Below are 15868 nucleotides of genomic sequence, written 5' to 3'. Positions count from 1 at the left end.
TTGGGCATCGGCATCCAGCCTTTGACTCTGATCGCCGCTACGCTCTGCATCACGGCGCTCGAGCTCGTCCTGCCGGTCGTGGTTCTGCAGGTCTACGACCGGATCCTGCCGAACATGTCGACCGAGACGCTCAGGATCCTCGTTCTCGGTGCGGCTGCACTGATGATCGTGGATGTGGTGCTGCGGTTCTGCCGCTCGGAGCTCATCGCGCGGAACGGGGCCGCCTTCGCGCATCGTGCGGGCCTCTTGGCGATGGGAACGGTCCTGGCAGGCAACCGCGGCGGCGATCCCGTGCGAAGCTCGGCGAACGGCACCGCGCTTCTGTCTGCTGTCCGGGCGATGAAGGACGGCAACAGCGGACAGACGCTCGTTACGGCATTCGAATTGATCCTCGCGCCGATCGCGATCGTGCTTATCGCGGCCATAGCCGGTCCGCTTGCCCTCGTGCCGCTCGTCACGCTCGCGATCTTTGCAGGTTTCGCCCTTGCGAACGGCCGCTCCTTCGCCAAGACGCTCGCCCATCGGGACCAGTGCGACGGCCTACGTTTCGATTTCGTGATCCAGGCGCTCCGCTCCGTGCATTCGATCAAGGCCATGGCGATGGAAGACTGGTTCCTGCGCCGCTACGAATGCCTGAAGCGGGACTCGTGCGAGACGACATACGGCGTCGCGCGCAACCTGACGCGCGGTTTCGACGTCGTCGCGAGCTTCTCGACCCTGCTGACGCTGTCCATCGTGGTCGGTGGTGCGCTGATGGTGCTTGCCGGGCAGATCACCGTCGGGGCAATGATCGCCTCCGTCATCCTTTCGGGCCGCATCGGTCAGCCGGTGCAGAAGGCGCTGGCGCTCTACGTGCGCCGACACGACTTCGACAATGCGCGGCAGAGGGCGAATTCGCTCCTTTTCGTTCCGGTCCCGGAACGGCCCGCGCCATCCGAGCCGCCGGCGAATACCGGCTCGCTGCGTCTGCTTGGCTTTTCCTGCGGGAACGACGACGATCCCGACCGGGTGGACTGCGCGGACCTGAGGATCGAGCCCGGCGATCTTTGCCTCCTGGAGACGGCCTCAGGCAATTCGCCCAGCGCGTTATTCCGCGCCATCGCGGGGCTCGACCGTCCGAATAACGGCGAGGTGCTGCTCAACGATCGCGAGCCTCACCTCCTGCCGGAGAATATCCGTGCGGCGCAGGTCGCGTTCCTTCAGCGCGACGGCGTCATCTATCGCGGCACGCTCATGGACAACCTGTCCTCGTTTGGACGGTCGCCGCTGACGGACGTTTTCTACGTCGCGCGGCTCCTGGGGCTTGAGGCGGATATCGCGGCCCTTCCGAGGGGGCTCGACACACCGCTCGACGGTTCGGGCAGCGACCCCATCCCGCCGGGCCTCAAGCAGCGCGCGACGCTGGTCCGGCAACTGGCCCCCCGCCCGCGGCTCATCCTCTTCGATCACGCCGATACCGGGCTCGACCGGCGATCCTATACGGCCGTCTACGAGTTGTTCACGCGGCTCAAGGGGCGGGCAACGATCGTGCTGACCACACGCGACCGCAACATGCGCGACCTTGCGACCCGTCATCTGCGGATCGCCGGTGGACGGATCGAGGAAGTGCCCATCGTCGCTCCGAGGAGCCTCGCCCTGTCGACATACCGGGAGTTGCGGATATGAGCCTTCTCCAGACCGGCTTCACGCCAGACCCCGATCGCATCGTGCCGGATGTCGCGGAAACGGCGGTCCATACGCTCTACGAGAACCTGCGCGCGACGCTCTGGCAGGTCGACCCGCGTGACGAGCCGCTTGCGCTCTGCTTCTGCGCGCTCGTCCTGCGTCTCGATCCCTATGCAAGCGCGCGGAGGGTCGCCACCGCATTGCCCGTCGGCGGGCGGTTCGGCGTGCTGGAACTCTGCAACGCCATGGCCAATCTCGGCTATCGCAGTGCCCGCATCACCGGACGCCTTTCGACGCTCGACCCGCGCCTCTCCCCTGCCCTGATCCTGACAGGCCGCGATGCCGCCGCGGAACATCCGGCGGCCCCCGAGATCCGCTGGGCGGGCGACATCGTCTCGGCAACACTCGACATGCGGTTCGAGGGCAGTCAGGCGAAAGCCGGAATACCGCCGATCGCGCGGGACGGAACCGCGTATCTGTTCCAGCGCATCGACGAGGACCGCCTGCCGACGTCGTCCGCCCGCCGCAAGCATTCGGGCAAAGGCTGGTTTCGCGTCGTTCTGCAAAGGTTCACACCGCAGCTCGCCCAGATCCTCGTGATCGGCGGATGCCTCAACCTCCTGTCGCTCGCCGTTCCGCTCCTCATCATGCTGATCTACGAGCGAGCCCTTGAGCCGCGCGTGGCGGGCCTGATGACGCATCTGGCGATCGGTGCCGGATGCCTGATCCTGGCGGAGATCGCGTTGCGCGTGGCGCGATCTCGGCTCGTACTGTGGCTGGGCGCGCGGCTCGATTACCTCGTCGGGGTCGAGATCTTCGAACGGCTCCTGCGCCTGCCCGCCGCGCTGGTTCAGCAGGCACAGGTCTCCGATCAGGTCGCCAGGATCAAGACCTTCGAGTCAATCCGCGACGTGTTCTGCGGGCCTGTCCTGATGACCGCTCTCGAACTGCCGGCGGCGATTCTCGCGATGCTCGCGCTCTATCTCATCGCCGGGCCGCTCGTCCTCGTTCCCGTCATCGCCTGCACCTTGCTCGCCATGACGTTCTGGCTGATCTGGCGGCGCGTCCGCGTGCAGATCCGCGAGGCCGCGGTCGAGGCGTCGGTCATGCAGCAATTCTCGCTCGAAACCTTCGAGAAGCTCGATGCGATCCGCCTCGACGGACTGTCGTATCTTTGGGCCTCGAAATATCGCGAGATCTCGGGCCGCGAACTCACGGCGCAGCTGCGCCTCGCGAGGCTGGGGAATATCGGCGAATTGTCCGGCCACCTTCTCGTCGGTCTCGCGGCGCTCGCGACGCTCTGGGTCGGGGCCGAACGGATCTGGGCGGACCAGATGGGGACCGGCGCGCTGATCGCGTCGCTCATGCTCATCTGGCGCTGCGTGGGGCCGCTCCATGCGCTGTGCGGGATGGTCCCCCGCGTCGAACAGATGCGCAACGCCGTCGCGCAAGTCGACAAGCTGATGGAGGCCGAGGCGGAGGTACGCAGCCATACGAACGCCCTGTCGAGCACAAGGCTCAAGGCACATCTGGAATTCTCGGGCGTCGCGCTGCGATACGGAGCGGGCACCATGCCGCTCTTCACGGGTCTCGATCTCAAGATCCGCGAGGGCGAAACCGTTGCAATTACCGGCCCCAATGGTGCGGGCAAGACGAGCATCCTGAAGATGGTGCTGGGCGTGCACCAGCCGACGCTCGGTACGATCCGGGTCGGCGGGTTCGACCTTCGTCAACTCCGGCCCGACGACCTGCGCCAGCAGATCGCCTACGTCCCGCAGAAAATCGACCTTTTCGAGGGTAGTTTTGCCGACAACCTTCGCTGCACAATGCCGCTGGCGCGGGACGCGGACCTGCAGGCCACGCTCGAACTGGTGGGTGCCTGGGAGGCGATCGCGGCGCGGCCGGACGGTCTCGACGCACCGCTGGAGCGCGCGGATTTCCACGACGCGCTGCTCGCGCACCGGATCGGGCTCGCCCGCGCCATGCTCAGGCCATCGCGAATTCTTCTTATCGACGAGATGCCCGCGACCGTTCTCATCGCCGGTCTCGACGAGGATCTTCAGGCTTGTCTGCGCATGGCGGCAAGCGATCGCGCGATCCTTTTCGTGACCTATCGAAACGACTTCCTGCGCAGGGCCGACCGTGTCGTCGCGCTGAGGCGCGGGGCACCTCCGATCGTGGGCTCGCCCGACAAGATCATAGGGATGATTTGACATGACCATGGCACCACAGGTCCCGAACCACTTTACCCTGCCCGCCTCGACATCGTCCGATACCGTGTCCGTCGCTCCGCGCAATGCGTCCTTGGCGCGATCCGTTCGCTCGAATTCCCAATTGCGGTACCTGTCGAAATCGATCCGCCTCGAGGAAAACACAAATCCGCATCTCGCCCGCGGCGTGATCTGGACGATGTGCCTCGTTCTGGGGATGCTCGCGACCTGGGCCGGGTTCGCCACCGTACCAGAGGTGGTACGCGCGTCCGGACAGATCGCCCCCAGCGGCTTCGAGCGTGATCTCCACCATCCCGACGGCGGCACCCTCACGGAGTTGCAGGCAGGATCCGGCGATCGTCTCGACGCGGGCGACCCTATCGCGCGCCTCGACACCGCCCTGCTCGAGGACGATCTCGCGCGGGTGGAGGAAAGGGCAAGATCTCTGGAACTCCGTGCGGAAAGATTACGGGCCTATCTCGACGACCGGCCGGCGGATTTCGCGCGGTTCGGATCGGCCTCGCTCACGGATATTCGCGAGGCGAGCGCGACGCTCGAGGCCATGCAGCTCGATTATGCCGACCGCCACGCCGTCGTTCTGCGCCAGCGCGAGCAGAAGGATCAGGACCTTACCGCCCTTCTTGCCGAACGAGAATCGGCCAAACGCACCCATGCAGATCTGCAGGAACTCCTGACCCGGCAGGAATCGCTCGATGCCCAGGGGCTCGTCCGGTTCTCCGACCTCGTCGAGCTTCGGCGCAACGTGGTCAGCGCAGAGGGCACGCTCGACGTGCTGGAGGAGCGGATAATCCAGGCCCGGACAGCCCTCCGGGAATTCGACGCGCGTCTTTCCTCTGTCGGTTCGGGCGACCGCTCGCAGGTGCTCCAGCAGCTTTCCGAGATCGAGGCGAGCCTCGCCGATACCGCGCTCAATGCGGAAAAGCTGCGCGGCCAGATCGCGCGCGCGCAGATCGTCGCCCCCGTCGCGGGCCGGCTCAAGCTGCGCGAGCGGCTGGCACCGGGCAGTTTCGTGGCCCCCGGGACCAGCTTCGGCCAGATCGTTCCCGACGACGTCCCGCTCATGGCGCAGGTGCGCGTCGATCCCCGGGATGTGGGTCGCATCGAGGTCGGATCCCCGGTCCAGGTCAAGATCGGTGCCTACGACTTCGTCCGGTTCGGCGCGATCCCGGGAAGCGTTTCCTATATCAGCCCCGGTTCATTCGCCACGCCTGACGGTGCCCCCTATTTCGTCGCCGAGATCACACTGGAAAAGGACCACCTTGGGTCTGAACCCGGGCTGAACGCGATCACCTCCGGCATGACCGTAGAGGCCAGCGTCATTAACGGCGAGAGAACCCTTCTCGGTTATCTCTTCAAGCCGGTGAAGCTCGCCCTCGACGGGGCGTTCCACGAAAGCTGAAACGACATGCTCCATCACGGCGATCTGGCGGGCGATACGGTACAGCGAAGCGGCGGTGGGCGCGTGCTGATCGTCGATGACGATCCGTTCATCCTTCTGGCACTTGGCGGCCAGGTCGCGGATCTCGGCTATGCCGCTTTGAGTGCAGAGAGCGGGCGGGAGGCGTTGAAGCTCCTCGCCGCACATGCCGATATCGGACTCGTCCTGCTCGACCGCGTCATGCCGGAAATGGACGGTGTCGAGGTCGTCCGCAAGATGAAGGCCGAAGCCGCAACGCGGAACATCCCGGTCATCATGGTCACGGGAACCGACGATCCGGCCGAGATCCGGATGGGGATCGAAGCGGGCGTGTTCTATCATCTCGCCAAACCCGTCGATACCGGTGTCCTCGCCTCGGTCATGTCGGCCGCATTGCGCCGCGCGCGCGAGCTTTCGGAGCTGGCCAAAGGAGGATCCGATACGCTGGGCTTCGCGCTGACCCGCGCCGCCCGATTCGAAATCCGTACCCTTTCCGAGGCCGAATCGCTGAGCGGGTTTCTTGCCAACCATTTCACAGTTCCGGAGCGCGTCCTGCCCGGTATCGGCGCTCTCCTCGTCAACGCGATCGAACACGGGCTTTGCGGCATCGGCTACGAGGCCAAGGGCCGGCTGCTAAGGGACGGAATCTGGCGCGAGGAAGTCGACCGCCGCGCCGCGGCCTGCCCCGCCGATCGGCTCGTGCAGGTCGCCTTCATGCGCCGCGAGGACGGGGACGTGATCTCGGTCACGGATCCGGGCCCGGGATTTCACTGGCGCGACTACATGAGCATCGACACGTCCAGATCAGCCTCGACACACGGGCGGGGTCTGCTGCAGGCCCGCACGCTGTCGTTCGACCTGCTGCGGTTCAACGCGACGGGAAATCAGGCCGTAGGTGTCGTCCGCAACGGCAAGGAACTCGAATGGTAGATGCGACCAAGGCGGCGCAAGGTCTTCGGTTCGGCCCAACGCCAGGCTATATCGTCGTCCTGGGTGCGGCGATCCTGATCGTGACGATCGGCGTCCAGTTCTACGCCTCGCGCGAGATCTACCGAAGCGAGATGGCCCTCAGCGAGGAGACGACGCTCAATCGCATGGAGCTCAAGGCGAAGGATCGCCGGATGAGCCTGCTCGGAGGGCTGATTGCGCTCGAGCAATATTACAGGTCCTCCGAGGATGTCGAACTCGAGGATGTCGGGATATTCATGGGGACGCTCCATCAGCGCCACCAGATCTACGAGCCCGTCGCGGGATGGATCAATCTGGACAAGTCGAGCGACACGAACCGGAGCGCCATAGTCGGCACGGACGGCACCGTGACGGAGTTCGACCCGGTGAAATTCGGCCCGACCGTGAATGCGATGGTCCAGGCGATGGACACGCAAGGCGTGACCCGGCACCTCAGGCTCGGCGCGCCCTTCGCGACCAATGCGGATGAAAGCGACGTCGTGACGGTGTTCGCCCGAGTGCGTGAACAGGGGGCCCGAAATTACAACGGGATCGCGTTCACCTCGTTCAACATCGAGAATCTCGCGCGCAGCCTCGGCAATTCGGCCGATGCCGAGATCCTAAGCATCGGCGTCCTGCAGAACGGCGTGAGGACCGCCTTGCAGAACGTATCGAATGGCATTGCCCATCCCAATCTGTCATCGTTCGTCTTGAAGGTTGCCGACGCGGAACTCGAATTCACGGTCGCTACCTCGCGACCCGGCATGCTGGAATGGTACATCCGCACCCATCTCCCGAGCCTGCTCACCCAGCTTGCCGTTCCGATCCTGTTGCTGACGATGGGCCTGATCACCCTGCGTCACATCCGCATCGCGCATGCCGCAGGCCGGATGGCCGAGAACTCGAACTTCCGCAAGACGCGCTTCCTCGCCACGATGAGCCACGAGATGCGCACGCCGCTGAACGGCATCCTCGGCATGGCCGAACTCATGGGGAGAAGCCCGCTGACGGCCAGCCAGACCGAACAGCTCAAGACGCTGACCCGATCGGGCGAAGCGCTTCTGTCGCATATCAACCAGATCCTCGATTTTTCCAAGATCGAGGCGGATGCCTTCGAACTCGACATCGAGGAAGCCGACCTTGGCAGGCTGGTCGCCGATACCTTCCGCGCGGTGAACGTCCTAGCCGCGCCCCGGAACCTGCCGGTCTACGTGGCGCTGCCCCTCGACGTTCCGCGCAAGATCCGCGTCGATGCCCTGCGCCTCCAGCAGGTGATGACCAACCTGTTGTCCAACGCCATCAAGTTCACGTCGGCCGGCCATGTCATGATGCGCATTTCGGTCGAGAGCCACGATACCGAAAGCCGGCGGGCCCGGTTGCGTTTCGCAGTCGAGGATACCGGCATCGGGATCTCCGCCGCGAAGCAACGCGAGATATTCGAGGCCTTCAGCCAGGCCGATGTCAGCACCACGCGCCGTTACGGCGGGACGGGCCTGGGGCTCAGCATCTCCCAGCAGATCGTCGCCAAGATGGGAGGCGAGATCGAGGTTCAGAGCACGGAAGGACAGGGATCGACCTTCACTTTTGCGGTCGATCTCGATCTCTCGCGCGAGACTCAGCCGCGCAGACGGGAATTTGCGGTGGCCGCGACCCAGAACGTCCTCATCGCCCTCGAGAACGCGACCCTGTCGAAGGCACTCGTGAACTCATTCGAGCGGATCGGCGGGTTCGCCCGCCACGTTCCCGACCTCCGAAGCGCGCGGGAACGCCTCCTCCTCGCAGAAAGCGCGAACGATCCGTTCGACATCCTGCTCACCGACGACGTGGCCCTGATCGCGGAATTGCGCGGCGCGACCACCCATGCGTTCAAGGCCGGCTGGCTGCGCGGCAGCGTCGAGTCGATTTCGCCCGCCGAAGTCACCGAGGCGACTGCCGCGGATTTCGTCTGCGAAGCCCCCTATCTGCCCGAGACGCTGATGGCGAGCATCGCCGAAGCGGTCGCGCATCGCAAATTCGGACGGCAGGTCGCCGAACCCGAATGCAGTGGTGAACTCTATCACTTCCCGGGCATTCGCGTGCTTCTCGTCGAGGATGACGGGGTCAACCAGATGTATGCCTCCGCCCTCCTGAAGGAGCGCGCCTGCGAAACCGTACAGGTCGAGAACGGAAAGGAAGCAGTCGATCTGATGTTGGGCGGAGAGATGGTCGATGCCATCCTTCTGGATTGCCAGATGCCGATCATGGACGGCTTCACGGCCGCATCGATCCTGAAAGCCGCGATGTCCGAGGGAAAGATCGCCCGCATTCCGATCATCGCGCTGACCGCGAACGCGCTGAAAGGCGACCGCGAACGCTGCCTCGCTGCGGGAATGGACGATTATCTCAGCAAACCACTCCGGGGCGCGGATCTCTGCGATGCGCTGAACCGGCAATTGCCCGGCCGTGGGGTGAAGGCAGCCGACCGTCAGGTGCCGACGAATACTGAACGCCCAAGCGATACGCCGATCATCGACGCCCCGCCCGCCGCGCCGGAGGAATTCGCCGAACCCGCATCGCCGGTCCTTTCACCCGCGGCATCCGTTTCCCCGACCAACACGGCCGTTCAAGCGACTGCCAATGGTCATCCCCCTAAGACCGCTCAGAAACGAAGATCCAATGTGCCGGCCTCGAGCGATCTTCCGATTGTCGACGCGACCGTACTCGCGACTGCACGCTCCGTGATGAAGGATCGCTTCGCAAGGCTTCTGGGGATGTTCTGCGGCGAAAGCCCGTCCAAGATCAGGGATATGCGGGCGATGATCGACCGACGGGACTACGTGGCCTGCTCCCGGTTGGGCCATACGATGAAATCCTCGGCCCGGATGCTCGGGGCGTCTCGCGTCGCGTATCTCGCTGCCCGGTTGGAGGACGTCGCCGGTGCGCCCGATCCTGTTCAGCCCGAGATCGTCGCCCTCGTGGACGCGCTCGAGACCGCACTGACCGACTACATCGTCACGATCCGCAAATACGCGAAGGGCGGCGAGGGAAGCCCCCCGCTTGCAATGGCTTCGTGACGCCGCGCATCGGCATCCCAAGCCTCAGACGGGCATCGCCCACGGTCGAACGAGCGCGACGCGCTCATCCGATGTCCCACCGTATCCGAGCCGCCGGCGAAGACCTTTTCGCCTCCTAGAGTACCAGTGCTGGATCGCCTCCCGATCAGGTGTCGAGATTCTCGACCGAGAGCGCGTTCGAACGGATGAAGTCCCGGCGTGGCTCGACCACGTCGCCCATGAGCTTGGTGAAGATGTCGTCGGCCTCGGCCACGTCTTCGATCCGAACCTGCAACAACGTGCGTGCCTCTGGATCGAGCGTCGTCTCCCAGAGCTGGTCGGGGTTCATCTCTCCCAACCCCTTGTAGCGCTGGAGCGTAAGACCGCGCTGGCCCTCTTCGGTAATCGCGTCGAGTAGGTCGAGCGGTCCGTGGATCGTGAGGCTCCGCTCCTTGCGGACGAGCTCGGCCGGATCGCGGTAGACACCGCGCAGAAGCTCCGTCTGCTCTCCGAGCCGCCGCCCTTCCGAGCTGCGGAGCACCGCACCGTCGAGCGTGCGGATCTCCTCCACCCCGCGAAGGACACGGGCGAGACGAAGGCCATGATCCTGCGTGATGCGCCCCTGCCAGCCAGTCTCATATTCGAGCGCGACCTGATCGAGCCGCGCCGCGACGGAATCCGCCGCCGCCTGCAGATCGTTCTGCACCGAAGGATCGAATGCCCCCGCGATCGCCGCCTGTTCGAGGATCCGGACCGGGTAATGGGTGGGAAAGCTCTGCAGGATGCGGCGCACCTGCCGCGCCTCCTCGACCACGCGCAGAAGGTCATTGCCCGCGATCTCGGTCCCGTCCTTTAGACGCAGGACCGCACCGTCGATTCCCTGTTGGATCAGGTAGTTCTCGAGCCCAATTTCATCCTTGAGATAGACCTCCGACTTGCCGCGCATCACCTTGTAGAGCGGCGGCTGCGCGATGTAGAGATACCCGCCCTCGATGATCTCGGGCATCTGGCGGAAGAAGAACGTCAGCAACAGCGTGCGGATATGCGCGCCGTCGACATCGGCATCCGTCATGATGACGATCTTGTGGTAGCGCAGCTTGGCGATGTCGAATTCCTCGCGCCCGATCCCGGTCCCGAAGGCGGTGATCAGCGTGCCGATCTCGGCCGAGGACAGCATTCGGTCGAAGCGCGCCCGCTCGACGTTGAGGATCTTGCCCTTGAGCGGCAGGACCGCCTGATTGAACCGCGCGCGTCCCTGCTTGGCCGATCCGCCTGCCGAATCGCCCTCCACGATGAAGATCTCGCGCTGGCTCGGATCCTTTGTCTGGCAATCGGCGAGCTTGCCGGGAAGGTTCGCGACGTCGAAGGTCGATTTCTTGCGCGTCATCTCGCGCGCCTTGCGCGCCGCCTCCCGGGCGAGTGCGGCTTCGACGATCTTGGTGACGATCTGGCGCGCTTCGTTCGGGTTCTCCTCGAACCACTCGGAGAGCTTCTCGTTCATCAGCCCCTCGACCGCCGGACGCACCTCGGAGCTCACGAGCTTGTCCTTGGTCTGGCTCGAGAATTTCGGGTCGGGCACCTTGACCGACAGCACGCAGGTCAACCCCTCGCGCGCATCGTCGCCGGTAAAGTTGATCTTCTCCTTCCGGGCGATCCCGCTCGATCCGGCATAGAGATTGATCGTCCGCGTGAGCGCGCCCCGGAAACCGGCCAGATGCGTGCCGCCGTCGCGCTGCGGGATGTTGTTGGTGAAGGGCAGGACCATCTCGTTGTAGCCGTCGTTCCACCACATCGCGACCTCGACGGTGATGCCGTCGCGTTCGCCGGAGAAGAAGATCGGCTCGGTCATGACGGGCGTCTTCGAGCGATCGAGATACTTGACGAATTCCCGCACGCCGCCCTCGTAGAAAAGCACCGTCTCCTTCGGCTCGGTGGCCCGCTCGTCGCGCAGCACGATCCGGACGCCGGAATTTAGGAAGGCAAGCTCGCGCAGGCGACGTTCCAGCGTCTCGAAGCTGTATTCGAGATTGCTGAACGTACTGGTGGAGGCCAGGAACCGCACCTCGGTCCCCTTGCGGCCATCCGCATCGCCCACGACCTCGAGATGGCGAACCGTCTCGCCACGCTCGAAGCGGGCGACATGCTCGGACCCGTCGCGCCAGATCCTGAGTTCGAGCCAATCGCTCAGCGCGTTGACCACCGACACGCCGACACCGTGCAAGCCACCGGAAACCTTGTATGAATTCTGATCGAACTTGCCCCCGGCATGGAGCTGGGTCATGATGACCTCGGCCGCGCTCACGCCCTCCTCCTCATGGATACCCACCGGAATGCCGCGACCGTTATCGCTGACAGACACACTGTCGTCGGCATGGAGTGTGACCGTAACCGCGTCCGCATGACCCGCCAGAGCCTCGTCGATGCCGTTGTCGACGACCTCGTAGACCATATGGTGCAGGCCGGACCCGTCATCGGTATCGCCGATATACATGCCCGGACGCTTTCGCACCGCCTCGAGGCCCTTCAGGACCTTGATGGAATCCGCGCCGTAATCTTCCGTCTGAAGAATTTGTTCGGTCATGTCCGCCTGCTTTTCGACTTCTCCCGTTTTGTAAGGATTTCCGGCGGGGATGTCACGCCATACGGCCGATTATGGATGTCGGCTGCGGCTTTCCCTCAGCGTGGCAGAACGCGGCTCTCGCCGCCTTCCTCCACGATCTCGAACCGCGCGGCGCGCGAGCCCAGCGCGTCGAACAATTCGGACCCGGTGCCGGTCATCCATGCCTGCACCCCGAGCGCGCAGATTTCGTCGTAGAGCGCCTCTCGCCTGCCCGCGTCGAGATGGGCCGACACCTCGTCGAGAAGGAGGATCGGCGCACGCCCTTCTCCGTCGCGCAGGGCCCGCGCATTGGCCAGTACCAGCGAGATCAGCAGCGCCTTCTGCTCTCCGGTCGAGGCCTGCGCGGCCGCGACGCCCTTGTCGCGATAGACCGCCTCGAGATCGGCGCGATGCGGCCCCGAGAGCGTGCGACCGGCCGCTCTGTCGCGGCCGCGTCCCCGCGCGAGTGCGTCGGCCGAGAAATCTCCCGCCTCGGTCGGCCCCGCAATCGCCAGATCCGCCACGGGAAAGGCCGTGGTGGCCTCGGCCTGCGCGGCCCCGATCCGGGCGACGGCCTCCGCCCGGCCCGCGACGATCCGCTCTCCCGCCTCGGCCATCCGTGCCTCGAGCGCCGCGTACCAGCCGGGATCGTCGATCTCGTCGCGCAGCAGCCTGTTGCGCTCGCGCATCGCCTTCTCGTAGGCGAGCACCGCATCGCCGTGCCCCGGCAGGAAGCTCATCGTCATGCGGTCGAGGAACCGCCGTCTTCCGTCCGCGCTCTCGATCCAGAGCCTGTCCATCGACGGCACGAGCCAGAGCATCGGAACGATCCGCCCGAGTGCCACCTGCGGCTGCGACTTGCCGTCGACGCGCACGCCGCGCCCCTGCCCCGCCTCGGCGCGCAGTTCGATCTCGTGACGGATATCCGGGCCGGCGATCTCGGCCGCGACGCGCCAGCCGATCGATTGCGGCCGGCGCATCATCTCGTCGGCCGCCGCGCGTCTCAGGCCGCGCCCCGGCGACAGCATCGACACCGCCTCAATCAGGTTGGTCTTGCCCGCGCCGTTGCGACCGAAGATCGCCAAGGGTCGCCCGTCGAGATCGATCTCCGCCCGCCGGTGCGATCTGAAATGCGACAGGGCAAGCCGCGTCAGGTGCATCCGCGCCGCCATTCCGCTTCATCTGTCCCGAAATACTCCGGGGGGCCGAGCGGAGCGAGGCGGGGGCTGGCCCCCTCCGACTTCGATGCCCCGATCAAACCCGCATCGGCATGACGACATAGACGGCCGACATGTCGCCGCCCTCGCGCATCAGGGTCGGGTCGCCGGAGGAATTGAAGAGGAAGACGGCGTTCTCGCGATCGACCTGCCCCGCGATCTCGAGGAGGTACTTGGCGTTGAAGCCGATCTCCAGCCGCTCGTCGGAATAGGCGACGACCAGCTCCTCCTCGGCATTGCCGGCATCGGGCGCGTTGACCGACAGGATCAGCCGATCCTCTTCGAGCTGCATCTTGACCGCGCGCGACCGCTCCGAGCTTACCGTGGCCACGCGGTCGACCGCGCGCGCGAAATCGGCGGCATCCACCTCGAGCTTGCGGGTGTTCCCCTGCGGGATGACGCGGGTGTAATCGGGGAACGTGCCGTCGATCACCTTCGAGGTCAGCGTGATCTCGGGCGTGGCAAAGCGGACTTTCGTCTCCGAGACCGAAACCTCGATCTCCGTCTCGTCGTCCTCGAGCAGCTTGCGAAGCTCGCCCACCGCCTTGCGCGGAACGATGACGCCCGGCATGCCCTCAGCCTCGGCCGGAAGCTCCGCGTCGATCCGCGCAAGCCTGTGGCCGTCGGTCGCGACGCAGCGCAGCACCCGACCTTCGTCGCCCTCGGCCACGTGCATGTAGACACCGTTGAGGTAATACCGCGTCTCCTCGGTGGAGATCGCGAATTTCGACTTGTCGAACAACCGCCGCAGCACGGGCGCTGGGGCGGTGAACTTCGCGGCGTATTCGCTCGTCGCCATGACCGGGAAATCCTGGCGCGGCAATGTGGCGAGCGCGAAATGCGAGCGTCCCGCCTCGACGCTGAGCCGCCCGGCACCGCTGTCGTCGGTCAGGCTCACCAGCGCGCCGTCGGGCAGCTTGCGCACGATCTCATGGAAGGTGACGGCGTTGACGGTCGTCGCCCCGGCGCGCTCGACCTTCGCGGGCGCGCGATCCGTCACTTCGATGTCGAGATCGGTGGCGCGGAACGTCACCTCGTCGCCCTCGGCCTCGATCAGGACATTGGCGAGGATCGGGATGGTGTTGCGCCGCTCGACCACCGATTGCGCGCGGGCGACGGCCTTGAGAAGGACGCTACGCTCGATGCTGATTTTCATGTCACGCTCCAACAGGTCTCGGGACGGCGACGCTAGCGGTTCCGGCAGGCGATGCAACATTCATCGCATCGCGCATGCGCCGCTGTGGCATCGAGGTCAAGCCTGCGCGTCCTGCCCGCCCAGTGCGCGGCGCAGCATCGCGATGTCTTCCTCGATCTGGCGATCCTCGATCCTGAGTTGGTCGATCTTCTTGATGCCGTGCATGATCGTGGTGTGATCGCGCCCGCCGAAACGGCGCGCGATGTCGGGCAGCGACCGGTCCGTCAACGCCTTGGCAAGGTACATCGCGATCTGGCGCGGACGCGCATAGACGCGATTGCGCTTGGGGCCGAGCAGGTCCGACAGGCGGATGTTGAAGTGATCCGCGACCTTGCGCTGGATCTCGTCCACCGTGATGCGCACGTCGCTCGTCCGCAGAAGGTCGCGCAGGCATTCCTGCGCCAGATCCACGTCGATCTCGCGGTGCATGAAGGATCCATGCGCATAGAGGCGCGTAAGCGCGCCTTCGAGGACGCGGACGTTGCCGGTGATGCGATGGGCCAGAAGCTCGAGCACGCCATCGCCGATCTGCACGCCCGGGAATTGCTGGCCGAAATAGTCGCATTTCGACTGCAGGATGCCGAGTCGCAACTCGTAGGATGTCGGATGCAGGTCCACGACCAGCCCCGATTGCAGACGACTGACGATTCGGTGCTCCATTCCCTCGATATCGCCCGGCGCGCAATCGGCCGACAGGATGACCTGCTTCCTCAGATCGACCAGCGCGTTGAACGTGTGAAAGAACTCTTCCTGCGTGCTGTCCTTGCCGGCGATGAACTGGATGTCGTCGACGATAAGCACATCGACCGACCGGAAGAGCTCCTTGAAGCCCATCATGTCCCGATCCCTCAACGCCTGCACGAAGCGATACATGAACTTCTCGGCAGAGAGATAGAGCACCCGCTTCTCGGGGCTGCGCTCCTTCAGCTCCCAGGCGATTGCATGCATCAGGTGTGTCTTGCCGAGGCCCACGCCGCCATAGAGGAAAAGCGGGTTGAACGAGACGGGCCCGCCCTCGGCCACGCGGCGCGCGGCGGCATGGGCAAGCTCGTTGGGCTTGCCGACGACGAAGCTCGAGAAGGTGAACTTCTCGTCGAGCTTCGCGCCGGTCTGCGCGAAGGCCGAGAGGGATCGCGCCTGTGCCTCGGCGGCCGGGTCGGCCGCACGCGCCGGACGGGGTGCCTCCTCGGCCGGTGCCGCGGGGCTCTCGGCCTCGTTCGCGGTCTCGCGCACCTCGAAGGCCAGGCGGCGTGCCGACTGGCCGCTCGCATTCACCTCGTGGAGGATCGAATCGCGGAAGTAGCGATCGACCCAGTTGCCCATGAAGACCGACGGCACGAGAAAGGTCAGGACGCCGTCCGAGAGATCGGAGAATTCCAGCGGCTCGATCCAGGCAGAGAAGTTGTTCTGCCCGACGCTTGCCTTCAGCTGCTCTTTCACCCGGCCCCAAGTGTCACGCGTCATGTTCAAGATCCTGTCCCTGTCTCATCCGCCCTGCCCGCGAGGGGAAGGACGCGCCCATATGCGCGATCGGTCACCGGAGGAGGCAAAGGACAACCGTTCG

At 65.2% G+C, this 15868-nt stretch carries 9 protein-coding genes; 5 read left to right on the top strand and 4 right to left on the bottom strand.

Annotated features, from left to right (window positions below; genetic code table 11):
- The first annotated feature begins 21 nt into the window (after window positions 1-21).
- The 5 genes from RVY76_RS00045 to RVY76_RS00025 are packed head-to-tail and all read left to right on the top strand — an operon-like array spanning window position 22 to window position 9314.
- The gene (locus RVY76_RS00045; protein WP_317374936.1) at window positions 22-1665 is read left to right on the top strand and encodes an ABC transporter ATP-binding protein; all 1644 of its coding nucleotides are present in this window, start codon (window positions 22-24) and stop codon (window positions 1663-1665) included.
- Window positions 1662-3878, top strand: a complete 2217-nt coding sequence (locus RVY76_RS00040; RefSeq protein ID WP_317374935.1) for a peptidase domain-containing ABC transporter — start codon at window positions 1662-1664, stop codon at window positions 3876-3878. Before RVY76_RS00045 ends, RVY76_RS00040 begins: the two co-directional genes overlap by 4 nt.
- Before the next feature lies 1 nt (window position 3879).
- Window positions 3880-5295, top strand: a complete 1416-nt coding sequence (locus RVY76_RS00035) for an HlyD family type I secretion periplasmic adaptor subunit (RefSeq protein ID WP_317374933.1) — start codon at window positions 3880-3882, stop codon at window positions 5293-5295.
- A 6-nt stretch (window positions 5296-5301) separates the two neighbouring features.
- Window positions 5302-6243: a response regulator gene (locus RVY76_RS00030; RefSeq protein ID WP_317374931.1), complete on the top strand. Its 942-nt coding sequence runs from the start codon at window positions 5302-5304 to the stop codon at window positions 6241-6243.
- Complete coding sequence (locus RVY76_RS00025; RefSeq protein WP_317374929.1) at window positions 6237-9314, top strand: ATP-binding protein; 3078 nt, start codon at window positions 6237-6239, stop codon at window positions 9312-9314. The genes RVY76_RS00030 and RVY76_RS00025 overlap by 7 nt, the downstream gene beginning before the upstream one ends.
- Window positions 9315-9459: 145 nt before the next feature.
- Here RVY76_RS00025 and gyrB read toward each other — a convergent pair whose 3' ends face one another.
- The 4 genes from gyrB to dnaA form a co-directional block, all read right to left on the bottom strand.
- The gene (gene gyrB / locus RVY76_RS00020; RefSeq protein WP_317374928.1) at window positions 9460-11874 is read right to left on the bottom strand and encodes a DNA topoisomerase (ATP-hydrolyzing) subunit B; all 2415 of its coding nucleotides are present in this window, start codon (window positions 11872-11874) and stop codon (window positions 9460-9462) included.
- Window positions 11875-11969: 95 nt separating this feature from the next.
- Window positions 11970-13064, bottom strand: a complete 1095-nt coding sequence (gene recF, locus RVY76_RS00015; RefSeq protein ID WP_317374926.1) for a DNA replication/repair protein RecF — start codon at window positions 13062-13064, stop codon at window positions 11970-11972.
- 82 nt (window positions 13065-13146) lie between these two features.
- On the bottom strand, window positions 13147-14265 hold the full coding sequence (gene dnaN / locus RVY76_RS00010; protein WP_317374924.1) for a DNA polymerase III subunit beta: 1119 nt from the start codon (window positions 14263-14265) through the stop codon (window positions 13147-13149).
- 96 nt (window positions 14266-14361) lie between these two features.
- Window positions 14362-15768, bottom strand: a complete 1407-nt coding sequence (gene dnaA, locus RVY76_RS00005; RefSeq protein WP_317374922.1) for a chromosomal replication initiator protein DnaA — start codon at window positions 15766-15768, stop codon at window positions 14362-14364.
- Window positions 15769-15868: the final 100 nt, after the last annotated feature.

The sequence above is a fragment of the Palleronia sp. LCG004 genome (genome assembly GCF_032931615.1).
Taxonomy (GTDB): Bacteria; Pseudomonadota; Alphaproteobacteria; order Rhodobacterales; family Rhodobacteraceae; genus Palleronia.
Note: the sequence above shows the minus strand (reverse complement) of the source record. Positions and strands in the feature narration are given on the sequence as shown.

What these genes read in the sequence shown, in the direction of transcription:
- RVY76_RS00040 (WP_317374935.1), top strand. Translation starts at nt 1,662, where the DNA reads ATGAGCCTTCTCCAGACCGGCTTCACGCCAGACCCCGATCGCATCGTG.
- RVY76_RS00035 (WP_317374933.1), top strand. Translation starts at nt 3,880, where the DNA reads ATGACCATGGCACCACAGGTCCCGAACCACTTTACCCTGCCCGCCTCG.
- RVY76_RS00030 (WP_317374931.1), top strand. Translation starts at nt 5,302, where the DNA reads ATGCTCCATCACGGCGATCTGGCGGGCGATACGGTACAGCGAAGCGGC.
- RVY76_RS00025 (WP_317374929.1), top strand. Translation starts at nt 6,237, where the DNA reads ATGGTAGATGCGACCAAGGCGGCGCAAGGTCTTCGGTTCGGCCCAACG.
- gyrB (WP_317374928.1), bottom strand. Translation starts at nt 11,874, where the DNA reads ATGACCGAACAAATTCTTCAGACGGAAGATTACGGCGCGGATTCCATC.
- recF (WP_317374926.1), bottom strand. Translation starts at nt 13,064, where the DNA reads ATGGCGGCGCGGATGCACCTGACGCGGCTTGCCCTGTCGCATTTCAGA.
- dnaN (WP_317374924.1), bottom strand. Translation starts at nt 14,265, where the DNA reads ATGAAAATCAGCATCGAGCGTAGCGTCCTTCTCAAGGCCGTCGCCCGC.
- dnaA (WP_317374922.1), bottom strand. Translation starts at nt 15,768, where the DNA reads ATGACGCGTGACACTTGGGGCCGGGTGAAAGAGCAGCTGAAGGCAAGC.